Annotated in this window: 19 protein-coding genes and 1 pseudogene; 9 read left to right on the forward strand and 11 right to left on the reverse strand. The window is 40.5% G+C overall.

The features are described from left to right. Positions 1–133: 133 nt before the first annotated feature. Positions 134–352: pseudogene (locus ACSC97_RS03000) on the forward strand (oxygenase MpaB family protein); the annotation flags it as partial. A gap of 52 nt (positions 353–404) precedes the next feature. Here the strand turns inward: ACSC97_RS03000 and ACSC97_RS03005 are convergent. Both ACSC97_RS03005 and ACSC97_RS03010 read right to left on the reverse strand, forming a co-directional pair. Then, entirely contained in the window at positions 405–2,120 is a 1,716-nt protein-coding gene (locus ACSC97_RS03005) for a cation acetate symporter (RefSeq protein ID WP_004905491.1), read from the reverse strand. A 1-nt stretch (position 2,121) separates the two neighbouring features. Continuing rightward, the gene (locus tag ACSC97_RS03010; protein ID WP_004956538.1) at positions 2,122–2,454 is read right to left on the reverse strand and encodes a DUF485 domain-containing protein; all 333 of its coding nucleotides are present in this window, start codon (positions 2,452–2,454) and stop codon (positions 2,122–2,124) included. A 185-nt stretch (positions 2,455–2,639) separates the two neighbouring features. Between ACSC97_RS03010 and ACSC97_RS03015 the strand changes: the two genes are divergently transcribed. Together ACSC97_RS03015 and ACSC97_RS03020 are read left to right on the forward strand one after the other, a co-directional pair. Then, positions 2,640–6,140 (forward strand): PAS-domain containing protein, encoded by a 3,501-nt coding sequence (locus ACSC97_RS03015; RefSeq protein WP_416702625.1) that lies wholly within the window; start codon positions 2,640–2,642, stop codon positions 6,138–6,140. 345 nt (positions 6,141–6,485) lie between these two features. Continuing rightward, complete coding sequence (locus ACSC97_RS03020; RefSeq protein ID WP_004956542.1) at positions 6,486–7,247, forward strand: hypothetical protein; 762 nt, start codon at positions 6,486–6,488, stop codon at positions 7,245–7,247. 46 nt (positions 7,248–7,293) lie between these two features. Here the strand turns inward: ACSC97_RS03020 and ACSC97_RS03025 are convergent, their stop codons facing one another. From ACSC97_RS03025 to def, 3 genes are all read right to left on the reverse strand, one after another. Beyond that, on the reverse strand, positions 7,294–9,390 hold the full coding sequence (locus ACSC97_RS03025) for a TonB-dependent copper receptor (RefSeq protein ID WP_436659255.1): 2,097 nt from the start codon (positions 9,388–9,390) through the stop codon (positions 7,294–7,296). A 73-nt stretch (positions 9,391–9,463) separates the two neighbouring features. Then, positions 9,464–9,901 (reverse strand): DUF2946 family protein, encoded by a 438-nt coding sequence (locus tag ACSC97_RS03030; RefSeq protein WP_039048136.1) that lies wholly within the window; start codon positions 9,899–9,901, stop codon positions 9,464–9,466. 21 nt (positions 9,902–9,922) lie between these two features. Further along, positions 9,923–10,453, reverse strand: coding sequence for a peptide deformylase (def, locus tag ACSC97_RS03035; protein WP_004905508.1), 531 nt, complete (start codon positions 10,451–10,453; stop codon positions 9,923–9,925). Between the two features lie 120 nt (positions 10,454–10,573). Here def and ACSC97_RS03040 point away from each other — a divergent pair, with 120 nt between their 5' ends. The 3 genes from ACSC97_RS03040 to ACSC97_RS03050 are packed head-to-tail and all read left to right on the forward strand — an operon-like array spanning position 10,574 to position 13,469. Then, the gene (locus ACSC97_RS03040; protein WP_436659258.1) at positions 10,574–11,725 is read left to right on the forward strand and encodes a LysM peptidoglycan-binding domain-containing protein; all 1,152 of its coding nucleotides are present in this window, start codon (positions 10,574–10,576) and stop codon (positions 11,723–11,725) included. A 9-nt stretch (positions 11,726–11,734) separates the two neighbouring features. Then, positions 11,735–12,862: a DNA-processing protein DprA gene (gene dprA / locus ACSC97_RS03045; protein ID WP_151825892.1), complete on the forward strand. Its 1,128-nt coding sequence runs from the start codon at positions 11,735–11,737 to the stop codon at positions 12,860–12,862. A 37-nt stretch (positions 12,863–12,899) separates the two neighbouring features. After that, a complete protein-coding gene (locus ACSC97_RS03050; protein WP_436659260.1) occupies positions 12,900–13,469 on the forward strand; it encodes a Sua5/YciO/YrdC/YwlC family protein in 570 nt (189 codons plus the stop codon). A 395-nt stretch (positions 13,470–13,864) separates the two neighbouring features. On the opposite strand, the gene ACSC97_RS03055 is transcribed toward ACSC97_RS03050, so the two are convergent. Together ACSC97_RS03055 and ACSC97_RS03060 are read right to left on the reverse strand one after the other, a co-directional pair. After that, positions 13,865–14,785, reverse strand: coding sequence for a DMT family transporter (locus ACSC97_RS03055; RefSeq protein WP_436659262.1), 921 nt, complete (start codon positions 14,783–14,785; stop codon positions 13,865–13,867). A gap of 103 nt (positions 14,786–14,888) precedes the next feature. Next, complete coding sequence (locus ACSC97_RS03060) at positions 14,889–15,554, reverse strand: TetR/AcrR family transcriptional regulator (RefSeq protein WP_436659264.1); 666 nt, start codon at positions 15,552–15,554, stop codon at positions 14,889–14,891. Between the two features lie 129 nt (positions 15,555–15,683). Between ACSC97_RS03060 and ACSC97_RS03065 the strand changes: the two genes are divergently transcribed. The 3 genes from ACSC97_RS03065 to ACSC97_RS03075 all read left to right on the forward strand — a co-directional run bounded on the left by ACSC97_RS03065 (position 15,684) and on the right by ACSC97_RS03075 (position 18,357). Continuing rightward, positions 15,684–16,904, forward strand: coding sequence for an MFS transporter (locus ACSC97_RS03065; protein ID WP_262446898.1), 1,221 nt, complete (start codon positions 15,684–15,686; stop codon positions 16,902–16,904). A gap of 15 nt (positions 16,905–16,919) precedes the next feature. Further along, the gene (locus tag ACSC97_RS03070; protein ID WP_436659267.1) at positions 16,920–17,693 is read left to right on the forward strand and encodes an AraC family transcriptional regulator; all 774 of its coding nucleotides are present in this window, start codon (positions 16,920–16,922) and stop codon (positions 17,691–17,693) included. A 118-nt stretch (positions 17,694–17,811) separates the two neighbouring features. Further along, the gene (locus tag ACSC97_RS03075) at positions 17,812–18,357 is read left to right on the forward strand and encodes a glutathione peroxidase (protein ID WP_004905532.1); all 546 of its coding nucleotides are present in this window, start codon (positions 17,812–17,814) and stop codon (positions 18,355–18,357) included. A 65-nt stretch (positions 18,358–18,422) separates the two neighbouring features. On the opposite strand, the gene ACSC97_RS03080 is transcribed toward ACSC97_RS03075, so the two are convergent. The 4 genes from ACSC97_RS03080 to atpG form a co-directional block, all read right to left on the reverse strand. After that, positions 18,423–20,600 carry a hypothetical protein gene (locus ACSC97_RS03080; protein ID WP_436659269.1) on the reverse strand — a complete coding sequence of 726 codons (2,178 nt, stop codon included), beginning with the start codon at positions 20,598–20,600 and terminating at the stop codon, positions 18,423–18,425. Between the two features lie 324 nt (positions 20,601–20,924). Further along, a complete protein-coding gene (locus ACSC97_RS03085; protein WP_004905537.1) occupies positions 20,925–21,344 on the reverse strand; it encodes a F0F1 ATP synthase subunit epsilon in 420 nt (139 codons plus the stop codon). Positions 21,345–21,361: 17 nt separating this feature from the next. After that, positions 21,362–22,756 (reverse strand): F0F1 ATP synthase subunit beta, encoded by a 1,395-nt coding sequence (atpD, locus tag ACSC97_RS03090; protein ID WP_004798063.1) that lies wholly within the window; start codon positions 22,754–22,756, stop codon positions 21,362–21,364. A gap of 30 nt (positions 22,757–22,786) precedes the next feature. Beyond that, positions 22,787–23,656, reverse strand: coding sequence for a F0F1 ATP synthase subunit gamma (atpG, locus tag ACSC97_RS03095; RefSeq protein WP_004665202.1), 870 nt, complete (start codon positions 23,654–23,656; stop codon positions 22,787–22,789). Positions 23,657–23,680: the final 24 nt, after the last annotated feature.

Raw genomic sequence — 23,680 nt, forward strand, 5'->3', positions numbered from 1 at the left:
AGGTGGTTGACTTGCAAATAAGAGTCGATATTTTGAATAAATTTACTCAACTTGGTACAGCTAAAACGGTGGCTGTTGCATAAATATCTGAAGATTAGAACAACTCTACCTTTCGTCTATTTGTGCAACAAAGCCCTTTGTAGGACGTAAGAAGATGAAATTGTTGGGCTTAACCCCTCAGTCAGCCTCTTGGTTTGCCTATTATTTGATTGGCCGAAACTTGGCACTTTACTCAGGTGCTAAACATATTCCACGATTGAATCAGTTTCTTGAACTTAATGGACGCCATCTGCAAAAACTTGGCTTGTCTCTTTATCGCAATCAAGCACAACAACTGGCCAGTATGCATTAGCAATTAAAAAGCCCTCAATGATGAGGGCTTTTTAATAAAGCGTAGAATCTACTTAGTGATCAGATGCACCTGAGATTCCAATACCTGTTTGTGAGCGAACAAACTGTGCGTCGAATGCTTTGCGTTCTTTTTGAGCGCGTGCTGACTTGTCTGTTACAGAGAAGAACCAGCAGCATAAGAACGATAATGGCATAGCAAATAATGCAGGACCATTAAATGGGTTTGGTGCTGTTTCTGAGATCGCAAGCGTATCTACCCAAACTGCTTTTGATAAGATAATCAGAGTCACTGCACCAACTAAACCAACAACACCACCGATAACCGCACCACGAGTCGTTAAGCCTTTCCAGAACATTGATAAAACAAGGACTGGGAAGTTTGCACAACATGCTACAGAGAATGCTAAACCAACCATGAAGGCAACGTTTTGTTTCTCGAACAAAATCCCCAAGATCATTGCAAAGATTGCTAAGCCTAAAGTTGCAATTTTAGACATACGCAATTCTGATTGTGGAGTCGTTTTACCTTTTTTGAATACGTTTGCATAAAGGTCATGAGAAATTGCTGAAGCACCTGAGAGTGTCAAACCAGCAACAACCGCCAAGATTGTTGCGAAAGCCACTGCTGAGATGAAGCCCATGAATAGGTCACCACCCACAGCATCACTAAGGTGAACCGCAGCCATGTTGTTACCGCCGACCAACTCTAATTTTCCTGTCATAGCAGCTTTTGCAACATCAAGGAATTGAGGGTTGTTTGCAACAAACAAGATTGCACCGAAACCAATGATGAAAGTTAAAAGATAGAAGTAACCAATAAAACCAGTTGCTACAACTACAGATTTACGTGCTTCTTTTGCATCTTTAACTGTGAAGAAACGCATTAAGATATGTGGTAAACCAGCAGTACCAAACATCAAAGCAAGGCCTAATGACAGTGCATCAATTGGGTTTGCAGCGAGTTTGCCTGGCCCCATGATTTTTGCAGCTTCTTCCCAGCTCATACCATGCGCTTGGCTATAAACACCAATCGCTTGGTTAAACATATTCGTGAAACTAAATCCAACGGCTTTCATTACCATAAATGCCATGAAAGTCGCACCACTGAGTAACATCACCGCTTTGATGATTTGTACCCAAGTGGTCGCCAACATACCACCGAAGATTACGTATGCCATCATCAATAAGCCAACGATCACAACAGCGATGTTATAGTTCAGACCAAACAATAATTTGATTAACTGACCTGCACCCACCATTTGAGCAATCAAATAGAATGCAACAACAACCAATGAACTAAATGCTGCTAAGGTACGGACTGGCTTCTCATCTAAGCGGAAAGAAACCACGTCAGATAAATTGTATTTACCCAAGTTACGTAAACGCTCTGCAACTAAGAATAATACAATTGGCCAACCCACCATGAAACCAAGTGAGTAGAGTAAGCCATCAAAACCTGAACTGAAAACAAGTGCGGAAATACCCAAGAACGATGCTGCCGACATATAGTCACCCGCAATCGCCAAACCATTTTGGAAACCGCTGATACCACCGCCTGCCGTATAGAAATCACTAGCATTTGTTGTCTGTTTTGCTGCCCATTTAGTAATAAACAGCGTAAAACCCACGAAGATCATAAACATAATGATCGCGTGCCAGTTGGTTGCTTGCTGCTCTGCTGCTCCAAGGTCTGGTCCAGCGTAGGCGATTCCAGAACTCACCAAGCTTGTGAGAGCGAAGAGTTTCGCTTTTATTGACGTCCCTTTCATCTCAGTGCATTCCTTTTTCATGTGTGATCGCCTCAACTTCCTTGAGAGCCTCTTCATTTAGACGGTCTAATTTATTGTTGGCGATATATGAATACACACCACATAACAAAAAGGACAACACGATAATGCCCAAACCAAGAGGCATCCCCCATGTTGTTACACCACCGCTAAATGAACTTGCTAGAAATTCTTTGTTGTAGCCAACTAAAAGCATAAAGCCGACGTAGATAAACAACATAATTGCTGTTAATGTCCAACTTAAAGTACGCTTCTTGCTCACCATCTCTTGAAACTTTGGATTACGTAGAATTCGTTCTACCTGTGAATCATCCATAACCGACTCCTTATTTTTGTGTCCAACCATGGACCCCTTTTTCAAATGGGATTTTTCATAATTAAAGTTAACAAGATTATGCTTGACTCGTAACTTAGACTTTGGTCTCTAAATGCACATCTCAACTCATCATGCAAGCGAAGCATCGGGTATGATAAAAAATGGAATTTGAACACGTGGGCAATATGAACAGTTGGCTTATTATCGGGGTACTCGCCCTCTATATCGTGCTACTTTTCGGCTGTGCTTTCTTCGGTGAAAAACACGCTAGCCGCTTGAGTCCACGCGGTCGTATGCTGTTGTTTAGCCTAACGCTCGGCGTGTATTGTTCATCTTGGACGTTTTATGGTGCTACAGGTGCTGCTGTTCGAGAAGGTGTTATTTTCCTCCCGATTTATCTGGGTCCTTTGCTATTTATTTGGTTTGGCTATGATATTTGGAAACGGTTGGGACGTATTCGCCAATACCATGCCATTTCATCTATTGCCGATTTTGTTGCTGCTCGTTACGGTAAAAGTGGAAGTTTGGCTGCACTCGTCACGATTTTAGCAGTCATTGCTATTGTTCCTTATTTGGCATTGCAATTACGCGCTATTGCACTCAGTGCATCGGTCATTCTAGAACAAAATGCACACGTCACTACGACAACAAACAGTGTGTTAATGCTAACTGCCCTTTTGGCTATTTTGGCAATGATTTTCGGAACACGACATATTGCACACACGGAACAGCATGGCGGTTTGATGCTGGCGGTTGCCTTTGAATCCTTTGTGAAATTATTCGCCCTCCTTTGTGTTGCAGGATTTTTCTTATTGCAATCGCCTGAAAATATTAAACAGGTCAGCAACGATGTTAGCCAACATTTTCATGACTTACAACAAGTTGGAGTTCCTGAAACCTTTTGGGTGCAAACGCTACTGGCTGGTTTAGCCATGATTTGTCTGCCTCGTCAGTTCCACGTTGCAGTGGTTGAGTTACGCGATGAAAAACATATCCGTGGTGCTCGACGTTGGTTTGCAGCGTATTTAATTTTAACCATCATCGCGATTATTCCTATCGCAAGTTGGGCATTACACTCATTGCCTGAATCATTGGGCACACCTGATATTGCGGTACTCGCACTACCGCTCAGTTATCAACAAGAATGGCTTACATTACTGGCATTTCTAGGCGGATTTTCGGCTTCTACAGGAATGTTACTGGTTGCATCAGTGGCACTTTCAATCATGCTCAGCAATGATTTGATCATGCCTGCACTTTGGCGATTTAAGATCATTTCTCGTCAAGATCAACAACTGCCACGTGTTTTGAAATTAACTCGTCGGATCAGTATTGTCAGCGTCATGCTGCTAGGCTTTTTGTTTTTTCATTTTTTCAATGATATTAACCAACTATCTGTTTTTGGCTTACTCGCTTTTAGTGCAGTCGCACAATTTTCACCTGCTTTAATTGGTGGTTTGTACTGGCGAGGAGCTAGTCGTCAAGGAGTATACGCGGGACTGATTGTTGGCTTTGTGATGTGGAGCTATACACTGTTATTCCCAACAGTTTTGCGTAGCCTTCCTGAACATTATCAAAACTTTGCGCAACATTTATTGCTGTTTGGTCCTTTTGATATTAATAGCTTACGCCCAGAAGCATTATTGGGTTTTGAATCTTTTGTTCCATTAACACATGGTGTTTTATGGTCTTTGGGACTAAATATCGCCATGTATATTTGGGTTTCACGCTTGTACCGCCCAAGTATTGCTGAACAAATTCAGGCTGAAAGTTTCTTTTACTACGAAAGCAAACCTCTGCCTTCAGCACAGACTTCGACAGATCTCAGTGATTTACATCAAAATGCCGCACGATTAAAAGTCGGTGACCTACTCGCTCTCGCGAAAAGAATTACAGGTGAAAAACCGACAATCCAAGCATTCCAGCAATTTTGTGAACAAAATCATGTGGTTTTAAATGAAAATCATGTCGCAAATGGGATGTGGTGGCGTTTTACTGAACAATATTTAGCGGGGATCATTGGTGCAGCATCGGCGCGAACTTTATTGACCACTGCTTTGATCAATAATGGTTTAGCTTTAGGTCAAGTCGCCAATATCTTAGACCAAGCCTCACAATGGCAGCGTTTCAACCAAAACTTACTGATGACCATGATTGATCATATGACTCAAGGGGTGAGTGTGGTCGATAAAAATATGTGTTTAGTTGCATGGAACAATCAATATCTAAAACTGTTTGATTACCCTAAAGATTTAGTTTATGTCGGCTGTCCAATTGCTGATCTTATACGCTATAACGCCGAACGTGGTGAATGTGGTCCAGGACCAGTTGAGGAACATGTTCGTAAACGTATTCATTGGATGAAAGTTGGAAGTGCTCATGAATTTGAACGGATTCGTAAAGATGGTCTTGTGATTCAAATGCGTGGTAATCCAATCGAAGGTGGTGGTTTTGTCACGACTTTCGCAGATATTACGGCGTTCCGTGAAAATGAAGCTGTTTTAGAAGAAAGAGTCCGTGATCGTACCCGACAGCTTGCCGATGCATTGACAGAACAGCAGTTAGCACTTGAACAGGCCGATAAAGCCAATCAATCCAAAAGTCGATTCTTGGCTGCCGCAAGCCATGACTTATTGCAACCGATGCATGCGGCACGACTGTTTAGTACTGCACTTGAGCAAAGTATTGATAATCCAGATGATCAACTCACCCTACAACAGCTAGACCGTGCACTCTATGGTGCAGAGAGTATGTTATCCGCACTTTTAGATATTGCTCGCCTCGAAGGTGGAACCATTCAACCGAAGCGCCAAGCATATTCATTACATGATTTGTTAAGTGATCTCGAATTGCAATTTAAATCCATCGCAGCTCAACGCAATATTCAACTCAAAGTGCATGACACTAAGTTTTGGGTAGACACTGATCCACAATGGATGCGACGAATAATCCAAAATTTTGTCAGCAATGCATTACGTTACACCGCTCAAGGTCGTGTTGTAGTAGGTGTGCTACGTTCAGCTCAACGTCCGAATCATATTCGAATCGGTGTGTGGGATACAGGACCTGGTATCAATGAACAACAACGCGTAAAACTTTTCCAAGAGTTTGAACGTTGTGGACATACTTCACCATGGGGTGAACAAGGACTTGGTTTAGGTCTAGCGATTGTGCAACGTATGACGAGCTTACTAGATTTCCCTGTTCAAGTTTATTCTGAGTTGGGTAAAGGTTCTTGTTTTATGATTGAAGTACCTCTAGCAGAAGCTCCCAAAATCCAAGTCGCCTCACCACAACTGACCGCCTTACAACATACGGCTTATAAAGTTTTATGTTTGGATAATGACGAAACGATTTTGGAGGGTATGCGGACTTTACTCAGCAAATGGGGTTATCAAATCTTTACTGCCACTGAACCAGCAGAAGCATTAGAGCTGATTCAACATGAAGATATTCAGGTTTGGCTGATTGATCAACATTTAAATCATGATCAACGTGGACTTGATTTTATCGAACAGCATCGCCCTGCCCACATTCCTGTTGCACTCATCACTGCGGATTCTGACCCAGAGTTACCGCAAAAACTTAAACAACAGAATATCGTCTTACTGAAAAAACCACTAAAACCAGCAGGCCTGCGTTCGTGGCTTTCGGGATTAAAAATTATGCCGATGCACAAAGATTGAGTTAGAAGGATCAAACGCCCATTAATGATCAGCGACTAGCATAATATTTTTAGACATAGGCAAAAATGTTCAGAAAAAAACATTTTTGTTGCCAAAAAATTGACCAAAATGCTCAAACAGTAGTTGACTATGGCAAAATAAATCACTTACATTAGTGAACGTTTGTACACTTACTTACAATTATATATATCATTGATTTTAATTGTTTTTATAACATAAAAATCCACATCTACAACTTTAGTCGTATTCTACTTGCTTTTTAAATCACGCATAAATTGATCAAATTGCAAGAAACCAATGCATCAATCCTTTGGTTTCTTACTCTCGCCAAAAAGGACATTGATCATGAATAGCAATACAGCCACTTCAGAGCATACCGCATTACAATTTTATCGCCAATATAGTGCAAATGCGCTACTTCCAGAACTTGACTGGCAACAAATTTTCGAACAAAGCAAGCTCAGTGAATTACACACTCGTGCATTAAACACACTATATCAAGCTGCTGTTCCTCTGGCGCTAAAAGTGTTTCACGAACTGAATTTTGATGTTTTTGCACCAGCTGCATATCATCCACAAGGTTTAGGGCTTTTTGATAAATTAGCTCAGCAAGAAGAGAATCTAGTTAAAGCCTTGGAAAATGAATCTGCACATTTAGATCACGATACACGCCATCAAATGTGGAGCATGCTACTTCGTGGTGGTGCAGTTCTCGTCTTTAAAGCATGGTTAGGGCACGTTAAAACAGGCACACATCAACTCGATAAATCACAATTTGATGAATTGACCGATTTACTGTTTATCAAAACACGTCCTTTAGAGCTTGCACAACGACTCAAAGTCGATGCGAATGCAGACTTAGACCATGTATTCCTGATGTATGAAAATGACGTATTTTTAGATCATTTTAATAGCTTAGAAACTGCTGCTTTATTTGTAGATTTAGGAGTTTACGATGCAGCATTCTTAAGTCTAAGAGATGACCGCGTTGCAGAATATCTCAAAGCTAAAGGCTATGTGACCCAAGAACAAATTGATGACCTACAATGTGCTTTAAATCCGTTGTACTGCGATAGTTTGATGCCAAAACAAGATTGCTTGGCTTAACTGCAAAACAAAACAAGGTGGAATTCCCACCTTGTTTTGTTATTCCTTAGAACTTCATACTCATACGCATCCAATAATTACGTCCAATATTATTGAATTGCTCACTGGCTACATAACCAAACATCGAAGCACCTGCTTTATTTAAATGCTCGGTGTAAGCCTTATCTAAAACGTTATCAACGCCTACCGAAACATTGACAGCATCGGTCAATTGATATGTTCCATTGATTGCCAAGGTATTAAACGCTTTGCTTTCATTCATATCATAACCAACCACATTCCCTTCATTGAGACTGATACGATCCTGTTTTGCAACGGCACGCCATAGCAATCCTAGACTATATTTTTCATCCACATAACGAAGATTCATACGCGCTTCAAAAGGCGCTATCTGTGGCAAAGCACGATCATCTGACCTATTTTCACCCCACGCATACATTGCTGAAATATCTGCTTGGAAATGATCATTAAATTGATAACCAACCCCAGCCTCTGCCCCAGCAATTATGGCATCAACATTACGTGCAAGTGGTTTTCTTTTATCTGGTGTATTGTATTCAAGTAGGATGAAATCTTTGATTAATCCAGCATAAACTGATGCCCAAGTACTCCACGCACCATGCTCTGCTTGCAAACCGAGATCCAATTGTGCTGTGAGTTCATTGTTCAGATTGTCTAGATTATCCACCATTTTATATGTGGTTTTACCCATCATATCTGTGGAACCTACACCATGATCTGTTGTGGTGCTATACAACTCCCAAAAGTCAGGTGTACGTTCCACATATCCCAAACCTAGATAAGTCTTTAAACCATGTTCTGGGAGACTCTTTTCCAAGCGTACGAAACCACTTGGTACAGTATCTTTACGATTTTTAGCATTTTGCAGATTGTCTATTTTGACTTGATCGACACGCGCTCCTGCTACGACTTTTTGATCTTGATCAATCGCATAAGTCCACTCGCTAAATGCACCATAAGATTGAAACTTCAAGTCTTCCGCATAAGGCATGTTCATCTTCGGCATGGCATACATCACCATATCGCCACCATGCTTATTCTGTTGCGTGTCTACACCCGAAATCACGCTAAATTTGTCCCAATCGGTTGTTACTGCTAAACGTGTATTTAAGGTACGACGATCAACACGCATCGACATTTTGTTCGGTACAGTCATCTCCATGCCGTGCATTTTCATCGTGGTCATCGGAGGTGTGCGTAGACTAAAATTATCCATCACATGATCGTTATAACTGTAATCAATCTGTGCTTGAATCTTCTTAATCACCTCAGTGATATTCTTTTGTTCCGCATGCAAAGCTAAACTTTCGCGTTTAAATTGCGAACCATCCATAGTACGACCTGCATATGCCGCTTCGCCATCTGCTTTACCCGCACGAAACTCTAGCCAAGAATCTTCTGAAGGCTTCCAGCCTAAGGCAAGATCGGCATTCCAGCGCTCCCAATTTGAATGAACCGTCTGACCATCACCATCTTGATAATCATTTGAGACAGAACGATTAGCATTTAATCGCGCATATTTGCTCTCATCCCCAATCGCAGCCTCTACATTATGATCGAGTCTCCCATATGAACCGATCAAGACGCTCGCTTGTCCACGATAAGGCTGATCTTTGCTCAAATTCTCTGGTTGGCGCTCAAAAATCACCGTTGCTGCAGAGCCAGGCGTTGCGTATTGAACAGTTTGTGGACCTTTCACTACCGTAATTTTGTCAAAACTTTCAGGCTGAATATATGAAGTCGGAGCATCCATTCGTTGTGGACAAGCACCTAAACTCTCACTTCCATCCACAAGCATTTTTATCCGAGAACCAAACATTCCTCTAAATGTAACATCACCATTCGTTCCGCCATTTTTGATGGCGCTAAAGCCTAAGATGCTTTGCAAATAATCAGCACCATCAGTTGCTGGTACAGGTTGTATGGGTTGTTTAGGATCAGCTTCAATGACTAAACCATTATTTTGGTTCGGTTGTTGAGCAGTCACAACAATAGGTGCAAGCTTTGCTTCAACACGTTGCTGAGTCGATAAATCTTCAGAATTTGCCCAAAGTAAGCTCGAATTTGAGGCAGCAAGAATCGCAACCGTTAAGGGTTGTAATAAAAATTTAGGCTGTGCCATGAGATGTCTTCTCTTAAAACATAAATAAAACGGGCTTAGAGTTCATACAAACCCTAAGAAAACGTGCTTTGATTTATGCGAAAACAGGTGGGGCTCGCCCTTGTGGCAATAGAAAAAGTCGTTGTAGCGCAAAATAAACATGATGAAATGTTTGCTGAAATGCGACTAAACGTACTTGAACACGAACTAAAATTTCTTTGACACCAACATCAGGCGGCAATACTAAATTGGCATATACCGTACAGTACTGACATTGATGATTGGGATCGTGATGATCGTGCGAAGATGTAGATGCGGGTGCTTGTTCGAGTTGATGTGAATGATGATGAGCATGATGCTGTGATTGACTTTGCTCAGCTTGTACCTGAGGTAACAGTAAAGCTTTGGTAATCGTTTCACAGACTGGTGCGATTTGATATTGCTTCGGCAGTAGAGGCTGCAAAAAGACCGCAATCTGCAAACAGACTGCGGTGAATGCGAATAATAAACCACTGCGAAACAATAATGGCATCACGAAAAACCAACGATGAGCTTAGCGCTTCACGGCAACTTTCTCTTTTTCACGCTGGCGTACTACTTTCTCAACCTTTTCACGTGCACGCTGACGTTTTAATGGCGATAAATAATCAACAAAAAGTTTGCCATTTAAGTGATCCATTTCATGTTGGATACAAACTGCGAGAAGTTCGTCAGCTTCTAACTCAAATGCTTGACCATCAAGGTTAATTGCTTCAATTTTTACACGTGACGGACGCTCAACTTTGTCGTATATTTGAGGCACAGAGAGACAGCCTTCTTCGTACGGCTGAGTCTCTTGAGTCAGTGGAGTGACTTTGGGGTTAATGAACACCATCGGTTGATTTTTCTCTTCAGAAAGGTCCATGACAATAAGCTGAATATGATGATCAACCTGAGTTGCCGCTAAACCTATACCCGGTGCCTCGTACATGGTTTCTAACATATCTGCTGCAAGCTGACGAATATCATCAGTGACTTCTTCGACTGGCTTAGCAATGGTACGAAGACGGGGATCAGGAAAACTTAAAATAGGTAATAAGGCCATACTGTTCCTCATTTATGCCATTGATCAGAAAACCAACTGAAGGGAATGCTTGATCAAAAAATTGTGTGTAAAGTCGTTATTATAGCGCAACTACACACATAATTTTTAGGAATTATGATAATGAAAAAGGTTTTAAACGGCATACACTCATTTCATGCCTTGGGGTTAAAAAAACAACTGATTGCTGTTGCCATCTGTGCAGGATTAGGCATGACGGTAAATATAACGCATGCAGCAAGCCCTAATGTTAGCCCACCCTCCGTCAAAGCTGGGGCACCACATGTCTATGTAGTGAAAAAAGGCGATACCCTTTGGGATATCTCAGGCAAGTTTTTAAGTAAACCATGGCGCTGGCCAGAAATTTGGGCAAGCAATAAACACGTTAAGAATCCTCACTGGATTTATCCAGGTGACCGCTTACTACTCTGTAGTTTGAATGGCAAACCTTTAATCGGTAAAGATGAAGGTGATGGCTGTGACGGTATTATTCGTCGTTATACAGGTGGCGGAACAACTTTACGTCCGCAAGTACGTATCGAAGCATTGAACAATAGTGTGCCAGTTATTCCATTGGCTCATATTCAACAATGGTTAGAACGTAGTTCAGTATTACCAGCGGATGCAATTGCGAATACCCCTTATATCTTAGGCACAGCTGACAATCGCGTGCTTGCAGGCAAAGGACAAAGTGTTTACGTCCGTGGTCAAGGTCTAGAAAATGGTCAGCGTTATGGCGTTTACCGTGAAGGTGAACCTTACATCGTTGTCGATGAGCAAGGCAAAAAGCAAAACCTAGGTGTTGAATTACTTCAAGTCGCATCTGGTGTTGCTGTGCGCAATGAAAACGACATTACTACGGTTGAACTCACTGATAGCTATAACGGCGAAGTTCGTCGTGGTGATCGCGTGATGCTTGAACAAGAGGCAATGTTGCCAACCTTGTTCTATCCTATCGATGCAAAACAAGTACGCGATGGCGGTAAAGTGATTCGTGTATTAGGATCGATTGGTACAGCCGCAAAAAATGGTGTTGTCACTGTTGATCGTGGTACTGCTGATGGCGTTGAAATTGGTCAAGTCTTTAGCACCTACCAAGAGGGTGAGATCGTACAAGATCCAAAAACTAAAGAGAAAGTTAAATTACCTGGACAATATGTGGGTAGCTTGATGATCTTCAAGAGTTTTGATCGTATCAGCTATGCCTACGTTTTAGACAGTGAACTACCAATCAAGGTCGGTTCAAACATCCAACCACCACGCTTGGATGACTAAGAACAAACTATGTTGAATCAATTATCACCCCACCACTACCATACCGTGTTGGTGTGGTATTTGGTTCAACATTCCCTATCCAGCTTTCACAAAATTCTGAAACATTTTGGGAGTTGTGAACAAGCAACACAAAGCCACCGATTCTCTGAGTGGTATCAACTCGGTTTACATGCAAACCATCTAAAACGCTTAGAAGAATTTCAAAGCACACAAGGTCAAAAACAATTTGAACAGATAGTTCAACTGATTTTGAAGCACTGTGACTTTATCGTGACGCCACACGATATTGACTATCCCAAACAACTCATACCTTATGCAGATCATCCACCCATATTATTTGGTCAAGGTCATCTTCAAGCTTTACTGCAACCGCAAATTGCATTAGTGGGGAGCCGAAAACCTAGTCCACATGGTCGCCAAGTGGCTTATGATTTTGCTTATTACCTTAGTGAGAAAGGATTTTATATTACCAGTGGTCTTGCACATGGGATTGATGAAGCTGCTCATCGCGGTGGCTTAGCACATCATCGAAGTATCGCTGTCACAGGTACTGGGTTAGATACCGTTTATCCCACTCAAAATAAACCATTGGCACAACAAATTGCTCAATCAGGTGCCATCATCACAGAGTTTCTTCCTACGACACTCCCATTACAACAACATTTTCCACGACGAAATCGGATTGTTAGTGGCTTAAGTTTAGGTGTCTTAGTGGTTGAAGCAGCACTAAAAAGTGGATCTTTGATTACAGCGAATGAAGCAGCCAATCAAGGTAAAATGGTATTTGCTATCCCTGGTCATATTTACAGTGAATACCATCAAGGCTGTCATCAACTTATTCGTGAAGGGGCTGTTTTGGTCGATCATCCTGAACAGATTATTGAAGATTTAGCATTACCTACACATTGGCAGACCCAACAACACACTAAAGATGCTGTAGAACAGCACTCAACACTTCCACCACATTTGATTAGCTTGTATCAGAATTTAGATTGGATTGGACAGGATTTAGATTTACTCAGCCAACGCTATCCAGCACCAATCTCTGAAATCACATCTCAATTAATGGAATTAGAGTTACTAGGTTTGTGCATACAACAAGGTGGTCGCTATTTACGTTGTCGTCCAATCCATTAAACTATAGCCAATCTTTTCTGTTAGTACCTACCTAGACATGATTACAAACTCGATTGCTGAAACCGCTGATTGTCTAAAACAAGGACAAGTCCTCGCCTATCCAACAGAAGCCGTTTGGGGTTTGGGCTGTGATCCTTTTAATCAACAAGCATTTCAAGACATTCTTGAGTTAAAACATCGTCCAGTTGAAAAAGGCGTAATTTTATTAGCTGGGCATCTAGAACAAGTAGAACATCTACTGCAGAACCTAGAATCCAACCTCCGCAACCAAGTGATTGCCAGTTGGTCAAATCGTCAAGAGACCGAACGTGCCACAACATGGCTACTTCCAGCCGACCAACACATCCCGACTTGGATTAAAGGTCAACACCCTTTGGTTGCTGTTCGTGTAACAACACATCCTTTGTGTGTAGAGCTATGTAATTCATTTGGTGGATTTATCGTATCGACAAGCGCAAATCCCGCAGGCTTAACTCCAGCAAAAAGTTTAGAAGAGGCACAAGCTTATTTTGGTTCATCTCTGCATTATCTAGATGGTAAATTAGGCTTGAGCCAAGAACCAAGTCGTATTCTAAATGCACTAACAGGTGAAGTGATTCGCGCTTAATTACATGAATAGCAGATAAAAAAAAAGCTCAGTTATATAGGGATAACTGAGCATAAAAAGGATGTGTATCATCACATCCAGAGGGTTCGCAAATTTGGTAAGCAACTCATTCATTCTAAAACGAATCATCTTGCTGTGTTGAGTATTATGGATCAATCATTCATCTTATACAAATATATTATTTATCTAACAAAAAAAGTGAAAAGCGTACCTTTTTTGTCAGTTTTAAAGATCCAATAAAAATATATTTTTATTTTTATTGATCTTTTTCAGAATCACAAATGAGGCACTCCTTTAAAATATATTTGTAAATCATATAGAAAGAATAAACAGTTAATAAAAAAATTACGTTCGTTTGTTGCTCTTTTAAGCAAAACCATCTCATTTATGCGCAACTAAGTCGCCGTTTCCAACTGTGATTGAACAACTTTTTTTGTCTTTTTTTGGGCCAAAATAATCCCTATGAGAATCATTATGCCACCAACCGAGTGATAAATTGTCCATTGTTCAGCTAACCAAACACTGGCTATCACTGCCGTAAATACAGGCATAAGATTCATAAAAATACTGGTTCGATTTGGGCCAATCGCTTGTACTGCCACCATCCATAACAAGGGAGCAATCAAAGATGGAAACATACCAGCATAAAGCACACTCATGGCATTCTCTGCATCAATCTCATCCAAGCCTAAATATAATAAAAATGGGGCGTGATATAACAATGCAAACCCTATTTGTACATATAGACTGGTCATCAAGGGTAACTGGACTTGCCATTTTTTGAGAAACACCCCATAAAATGCATAGAATCCTACCGCAATCACCATGACAGCATCTCCCCAATGCCCACCTTGAGCAAACAAACTAGAAAGCTGACCTTGGCTCATCACATAGATCAATCCAGCAAAGGACAATAAACTACCAACGATCGCAAAACGATTAGGCTTATCTTTTAAGATCAAATATGAAATAAATATAGTAAAAATGGGAACAAATGCATTGACGATGCCCATATTGGTTGCCGTCGTATAATGTGCCGCGGTATATGAGAGACCTTGATATAACACCATACCAAAAGCACTTAGCACAGCTAAACGTCCGATCAGAGGTCGAATCAAAGCACGTTGTTGCCAAACTTTGGGCAGCATGAATGGCGTCAGGATAATAAAAGCCACAAACCACCGATAAAAACTAATACTGGCTGGTGAAATATAATCTGCGACATAACGAGTCACCGCAATGTTCAATGACCAAATGAAAACAGCAATGAGAGGTAAGATAAACACCCATTTTTGATATTTGCTTAGCTGACCCATCCACTTTCCCGCATTTTCTAAGTAATGCGAATATTCTGAAAGATGTCTAAATCAATTGAAATATCGTATTTCAGACATTTATATCGCTGTTTAGACATCAAATTTAGAATAAGTCCCAGCTACGCATTGCGTGTTCAACCACCTTATGCAATTGTTGAACCGTTGCACCATCTCGTGCTTGCACAGTCAATCCTTGTAAGACTGTTGCATAGAAATCAGCTATCTCTTGTAGAGAGGTAGACTGAGCAATGTCACCATTTTCTACACCCTGTTTTAAACGCTCAAGCATTTTTTGTTTGGTCTTTAGGCGCTTTTCAAGAATAGTATGCTGCACTGTCTGCGCATGATCAGAACAATTCATGGTAGCAACGACAAGCATACAACCTGTAGGTTTATTGGGTTGAACCAAACGTTGTACATTATCATAAAGAAATAATTCAAATGCGACTTTGGCAGTTTTCGCCTCTAAGAAAATCGCTTCAATTGGACATGCTTCATGAGCCAAATAGTAGTCGATACACTTATAAAAAAGTCCCACCTTATCACCAAAGCTACTATATAAACTTGGTGCAGTTAACCCTAAAGCTTGAGTTAAATCACTCATCGATGTCGCTTCAAAGCCATGTTCCCAAAACAATAGCATTGCTTTTTGTAAGACTTGTTGTTCATCAAAACACTTTGGGCGACCACGTTTCTTTTTAAGGCTATTATCACAAGGCATTAGGTGAGATTCATGCGTATCTTTCATAAAAGCCACAGATATTTTCATAACGATCATTATTAAATTAATTGACGCATCTATTTTTATCAACTATTTTTATTTTCTAACAATCGTTATAAAAATTTAATCAGTATCCAAAATTTTATTGTTATGCATCTAACAATAAAGGAATTTTATATGGAAAACTCTTACTCTCCCGAATCTAGTGGCGCATCATCAACGAAAAATCAAGGGAGTTGGTATGCGATTCTTGCAGTCGCAATCGGCGCTTTTGCACTGGTGACCAGTGAATTTCTCCCTGTAGGTGTACTCAACAGTGTTGCAGCTGATTTGAATATTTCTATTGGCACTGCGGGTTTAATTATCACTCTACCAGGCGTCATGGCAGCATTTGCAGCGCCCCTGCTCCCGATATCAGTGAAACAACTAGATCGTCGTTATGTCTTAATTCTTCTGACTGCGATCATGGTGATAGCAAATACCATTACTGCATTTGCTGAGAGTTTTAATATCCTCTTACTGAGTCGTTTAGTATTAGGAATCGCAATTGGAGGCTTTTGGGCAACAGCAATTGCTTTGAGTGGCAAACTTGCTCCTGCTCATCTGCCCATCGCTAAGGCAACCGCAGTCGTCATGGCAGGTGTAACCTTTGCAACGGTATTAGGCGTTCCCATCGGCACATGGCTCAGTGAATTCTACGGATGGCGTAGCGCATTTGGAATTACGGCAGCAATTGGCTTAATCGTCCTCTTATTGCAAATCATCTTCTTACCCAAATTAAATCCTGAATCTGCTATTCACCTGCGTGATCTTCCTGCGCTGTTAAGAATACCCAAAGCACGTAGTGGCATGTTGATTGTACTCTTAATTGGTTTAGCACATTTCTGTGCCTATAGTTATTTAGCCCCATTCTTTAAAAATATCGCAGGTTTTGATGGCACCACCATCAGTTCTCTACTGTTACTTTATGGAATTGCTGGTGTATTTGGGAATGCATTCGCAGGTTATAGTGGCAATTTAAATGTTCGCTATACGCTTGCTTTTGTGGGTTTCTGCTTTGCAGTTGTGTTCTTTGGCTTCCCAATATTTGCAGTGCATGAACTGGGTGCTGTCATCCTCACCGCACTTTGGGGTTTTGCCTTTGGAGCTTTTCCAACTTCCGCGAATATTTGGATGTTTGTTCATGCACCCAATGCTGTTGAAAAAGGAATGCCTCTGTTTGTTGGCATGTTCCAAGTCATGATTGCTGTTGGCTCATTATTAGGCGGTTATGTCGTTGATCACTTCAATGAAAATATCTTAATTTATGGTGTAATTAGCTTTGTGGCTTTAGCCTTGATTAGCATTTTTACTTTAGCCAAAGGCTTAAATAATCCAAAAGTCACTTGTGAAAATTAAAAGTTGAGAATCCAAATGAAGTTTGACGGTATCCAACAATTTCCATTCTTAACTGGTATAGAGGTGCATGAATTTCTCTATCAAAAGAATGACGTTGTTAGTCCTCACTCTTCACTTTGGGGTGACTTTAATTTTAGTTTAAATGGAACACTAGAGTTTGATATTGAAGGAAAATATTATTTATCACCGCCAAGCTATGGGCTATGGCTACCACCACGCACAGAACACCAATCACTGCCTGTTGAACATGAAATTCATTATATTTGCATCCGACTTCATCCTCGTTTCGGAGATGCATTAGGCGATGTCTGCCGCTGTTTTAGTATTCAACCTTTTTTTCGCTCTTTGGTCATTCAAATTCTAGAGCAACAAAAGCAAAATCCTGCGCCTGAATATCTTGAACATTTATTACAAGTGTTATTCGATCAACTAAAGCAAGCCCCAGCATATACACATTATTTGCCGCAAAGCACGCATCCAACCTTAGCTCCGATCCTCGATCAACTTGCGAATCCTGAATTATTTCATATGAGCCTACAACAGATCCTACAGCACTTTACATTCAGTGAACGTCATCTGTTTCGCCTCAGCCAACAAGAGTTACAGCTATCTTTAGCAGAATGGCGCAATCGAGCTAAGATCATCTATGCGATCAATCAAATTCGCCAAGGGATGACCATTAAACAACTTGCGTTTTCTCTAGGTTATCAACACAGCTCAAGTTTTATCGAATTTTTTAAGCGCTATACAGGACAAACACCTATTCAACTCAAAAATGCATCTACCTAATTCAGCTTTCTTCTTTTGCTCATTATTTGTATTGATTACTATGAATAAGATTGCACTCTGATAAATAAGCAGTTAAAACAAACAAGTCTTGTCACAACAACAAATTAGGACGTATTCCATGAGCCAATCGGTTTATCACATTCCTGTTAAGGATATCAAAGGTCAGGAAGTCGACCTTGAACAATACCAAGGTAAAGTACTTTTAATCGTCAATGTCGCATCTAAATGCGGCTTAACTCCCCAATATGAAGGTTTGGAAAAACTGTACCAAGCGAAGAAAGATCAAGGTTTAGAAATCTTAGGTTTTCCAGCAAATAACTTCTTAGAGCAAGAACCTGGTAGTAATGATGAAATTCAGCAATTCTGTTCATTAAATTACGATGTTCATTTCCCTTTATTTGCAAAAATCTCTGTTGCTGGCGATGACAAACATCCACTCTATCAAACACTAACTCAAGCAATCCCTGAACGTATTGGTGAAGGTCCTTGGTGGAAAGATTTAGTTGATTATGGTTTAACGCCAAACAATCCACCTGAAGTTTTATGGAATTTTGAAAAATTCTTGGTAAATAAAAAAGGTGAAATTGTGGCGCGTTTTGCACCAGATATTACAGCGGATGATGAACGCATCGTAAATGCAATTGAAGCTGAATTAGCAAAATAAAATACATAAAAAAGAGCGCTTGAGAGCGCTCTTTTTTATGATGAGTAATTAGGATTACGCCAGCATCAAATCTCATAACTCATTTTGATGGGTTGTATCTGATACGATGGCATAGAGACTGAAGTATTAGCTTTCTGCTTGCTTAGATTTGGAAAATCATGCCCCATTTGAGTCATCTTTTTATATTGATCTAATACAGTATTCAATTGATTAAGACGTTGCTTCAACTCAATCGACATAAACTGATCTGATTGTGCTAATGCCACCCAGCCTGCTTGCACTTTGCGTTTGGGATTGTCATGTGTCAATTGTTGCTGCATCCATTCATACAACTTTAACGCTCGATGATGCGCTTCAAACTTATAGGCAAACAGCAAAGTAGAAAGAGACAGCTCAGGTATCTGTCCCATCAGCTTCATTTCAATTTGTCTAAGTTGGTAGGCATATAAATCAATCCGATACTTGAGTAGGTCGTGAGTAAACCATTCCGCAAAATCAATCAACAAATCCATGACTTGGTTTCTTTGCGCTATGATTTGTTGTTTCTCATGAGCCGATTTAGTTTGTTCTTTATTCTGAACACGCCAAGTTCGATAAATCGCTAGTCCCCCAACAAAAAAAGCACCGATCGAACCTGAGACAATCCCACCGATTGCTGCTCCTAAAGCCAAACCATTTTTCATAGTTGAATTAGACGATTTGTATTGCAGAAAAGGGCGTACTGTTTGTCTAGTCTGTACTTTATTAAAATTACGATAGACAGCAAAACCCGTATTCATTAAAGGAATTGGTAAAAAATCCTCACGTCCAACGACTTGCTGTAAGCTTTGCTGAGCAGTGCGTTGGACCGACTCATAACTAAGTGCTAAATCAGCAAAAACCGATGGGTATTTTTCTTGCAAATGAGCCAGTTCAATATTCACAATGATTGCAATATGTGGATAGCTCTGCGCAAATTTTTCGACTTTTTCAGTATCAAGCGTGCATTTAACCTGCATCGGTGTACCATCCACAATAAGGTCAAATCCAGCTAAATGTGAATGCTCTACAAACTCAATGCTATGTCCCTGCTGACTCAAGTTATATGCTACTTGTTGTTTAGCCAAATAAGATGATATCTGCTGCATAGCAGCATCATGATTATAATCAGGCGCTGGAATCTGTTTTAAATTATAAAATGCTTCTGGATCACCCTTTGAAGCAGTGACAAGCGCATCTAAAACCAAAGGGTTTATATGAAAATAATTCCAAATAAATCCTAAGCTATGATTTGCAGCGCTAATCCCACTAACAAATTTTAAATCTCGCCCAGTTAATATTTTCTGTAGTGCTGCATTTGCTGCTTTATGGCGATCTAAATGCATAACCACCTCTTGGTTATTGAGCAATTTAGGTGCTTGTTCAATTCTATTTTTATAATAAGGTACAACAAACTCATCAGCCGATAGCCAATGATTTAAAGAGTATCCAACGAACTTTAGCTTATGCTGAAGATGTATAAATGGTTTTGGAGATTGCACAATATGCGAGTTGAGATTCTCAGGCAATAATAAGCCTACAGCTCGTCGTGTCAGTTCATCGTGTAGTTTTTGCTGTTGAATCTGATCAAGATTTCCTAGTCGATCCAAAGCTTCAACGATATCACCATGACCATGTTCATTCGAATAATGATTACGATTTAACAGACTTTGAATGTAATCGTAGTGAATATCTTCATGCTGTGTAGGTTGTTGCTGGAAGACACGATCATAGATTTCTATAGCTGCATGCCAATTTTCCAAACGGACATACAACTTCGCAAGATTCAATTTGATTTCAACAATATCGTATTCATCACACAGTTGTTTCAAAACACTCAGTTTTAATTCACCGTCTTTGCACTCTGATAACTGCAACAAAATCTTTTGAATTTCATTTGAGCTAAATTTTTCTTCTGAATATTGCAAGCGAAATGCTAAACACTGCTCTAGCCATGCATTTTTTTGTGCATGGAACTTATACGCAGGAATAAAAGTCTCTGTAATTAATTGAATTAAACGTAAAGCACAATGAATATCTTCTTTGGTGGAATGACGAAAATTCCAAATCTTGGGTAAAGTAAGATTAAATATTTGTGTGTAAATATTTGCAGTTAAATCAGGTTGGGTGAGCGTTACCAGCTTCAATTGGTCTTTGACAGATAAATGATGCCCTTGTTGTTCGATGCGATCTAAACGCAACTTTAAGACATTACTCGGTAACATATACTTCCTAATTGAATTTTTATAAGATCTATTCGTTATTGCAAATATAGAAAAATCAGCAAACTCTTACTTCCGATCACTATTGTTAAGCGAGTTGCTAGATTGTTAAATATATCCTTAATTTATGCTTCACGCACAGATTACCAAATAAAAAAAGTTTAAATAAACTAAGCATTATTTTCTTATATCTTAAAGAATATCTATTCTTGATCGTATTGCTACTGAACCTTTTTATAAAGGCAATTGTGATAATTGTCAGATTCATAAAGTCAATCCAAATGAAAAAGCCACCTGACGGTGGCTTTTTCAATCTTAAATCTGCAATTACATTGCACGATTCTTGATTTTACGGATCGTTTCAAGCTGAGCAGCTGTTTCAGCCAACGCAGCAAGTGCAGCAGCAGAATCCAAATCACTCTTTTGATTTGCTAGCAATTGTTCAGCTTGTTTACGAGCTTCCATAATTGCAGCTTCATCTAAGTTGTCTGCACGGATTGCACTATCTGCAAGTACCGTAACAACATGAGGTTGAACTTCTAACACACCGCCAGATACGTAAACAATTTCTTCCGTACCATTTTCCAACTGAACACGAATCGGTCCAGGTTGGAGTAAAGTTACAAGTGGTGCATGTCCAGGTAAAATACCTAACTCACCACCCGCACCTTTTGCGATTAACATCGTAACTTGTCCAGAGTAAATAGACTCTTTAACACTTACGACATCACATTGCATAGTCGCCATGAGATGATCTCCTTAAATTAGAGTTTCTCAGCTTTAGCAATCACTTCGTCAATACCACCAACCATATAGAACGCTTGTTCTGGGATGTGATCGTATTCACCAGCTAATAGACCTTTAAAGCCACGAATAGTTTCTTTAAGCGGTACTAATTTACCAGGAGCACCAGTAAATACTTCAGCTACGTGGAATGGTTGAGAGAAGAAACGTTGGATTTTACGCGCACGGTAAACAACCAATTTATCTTCTTCAGCTAATTCATCCATACCCAAGATTGCGATAATGTCTTTAAGCTCTTTATAACGTTGCAATACGTTCTGTACAGAACGTGCAATTTCATAATGCTCTTGACCAACAACCAATGGATCTAACTGACGTGAAGTTGAGTCAAGTGGATCGATCGCTGGATAAATACCAGAAGATGCGATGTCACGGCTCAATACTACTGTTGCATCTAAGTGAGCAAACGTTGTTGCAGGTGATGGGTCAGTCAAGTCATCCGCAGGTACGTATACAGCTTGGATCGATGTGATCGAACCAGACTTAGTAGACGTAATACGCTCTTGGAGAACACCCATTTCTTCTGCAAGTGTCGGTTGGTAACCTACCGCAGATGGCATACGACCTAACAATGCTGATACTTCAGTACCCGCAAGTGTATAACGGTAGATGTTGTCGACGAATAATAATACGTCACGACCTTTACCATTTTCGTCTTTTTCATCACGGAAGTATTCAGCCATAGTCAAACCAGTTAACGCTACGCGTAAACGGTTACCTGGTGGCTCGTTCATCTGACCGTAGACCATTGCTACTTTGTCAAGAACGTTAGAATCTTTCATTTCGTGATAGAAGTCGTTACCTTCACGAGTACGCTCACCAACACCAGCAAACACAGATAAACCTGAGTGTGCTTTCGCGATGTTGTTGATCAACTCCATCATGTTAACGGTTTTACCAACACCCGCACCACCGAATAAACCAACTTTACCACCTTTCGCGAACGGGCAAAGTAAGTCAATTACTTTAATACCAGTTTCTAAAAGATCAGTAGAAGCTGCTTGTTCAGCATAAGAAGGTGCTTGACGGTGAATCGGCAAACGTTCTTCAGTCGCTACAGGACCTGCTTCATCGATAGGGCGACCCAATACGTCCATGATACGACCAAGCGTAGCAGGACCCACTGGAACAGAAATCGGTGCATTTGTGCTAGTTACATTAAGGCCACGTTTAAGACCTTCTGTAGAACCCATTGCGATGGTACGAACAACACCATCGCCAAGCTGTTGCTGAACTTCTAAAGTAGTTTCAGTACCGTCAACTTGGAGAGCGTCATAGATCTTAGGAACGCTATTGCGCTCAAACTCGACGTCGATAACCGCGCCGATGATCTGAATGATACGACCGCTACTCATTGCTGTCTCCTCAATTCAAACTTAATAATGTTAAACGGCAGCGGCACCGCCAACGATCTCGGAAATTTCCTGAGTAATCGCGGCTTGACGCAGCTTGTTGTAAATGAGTTGTAGGTCTTTAATCAATTGGCCTGCGTTGTCTGTCGCTGCTTTCATTGCGACCATACGAGCAGACTGCTCACATGCAACGTTTTCAATCACACCTTGATAAACCATAGACTCGATGTAGCGAACCAACAAACCATTTAACAATTCTTCTGCTTCTGGTTCGTAGATATAGTCCCAACCATAAGTACGGTTGAGATCATCGCCTGCTTGCGCTGGTGCTAAAGGAACAAGTTGTTCTACTTTAGGCTGTTGAGTCATCGCATTGACGAAACCATTTGAAACGAGGTAGATACGATCTAATTCGCCTTTATCAAATGCATCAAGCATAACTTGTACAGAGCCAGTTAACTGCTCCAAACTCGGCGCGTCGCCAAGTTGGGTCGTTGCACCAAGCACTTTACCGCCGTAATTCTTAAAAAACGAAACCGCTTTTTGACCAATCAAAGCAAATTCAACTTCAATTGACTGCTGTTGTTGTGCTTTGACATGCTGCACAACTTTCTTGAACAAGTTAATGTTCAAGCCACCTGCCAAGCCACGATCTGAAGACACCACGATATAGCCAACGCGCTTAACAGGGCGATCAACCATATAACGGTGTTTATATTCAGGATTTGCTTGAACTAAGTGAGCAATTACACGGCGCATATTATCGGCATACGGACGGCCTTGAGCCATGCGCTCTTGCGCACGACGCATTTTAGAAGCAGCTACCATTTGCATCGCGCGAGTAATTTTCTGCGTGCTTTTGATACTAGCTACTTTGGCGCGAATTTCTTTTAAATTTGCCATACGCTTAACCTAGTATTCGAAAGC

Origin of the sequence: Acinetobacter sp. P1(2025) (genome assembly GCF_051390655.1) — a bacterium.
GTDB classification, from domain to species: Bacteria; Pseudomonadota; Gammaproteobacteria; order Pseudomonadales; family Moraxellaceae; genus Acinetobacter; species Acinetobacter junii.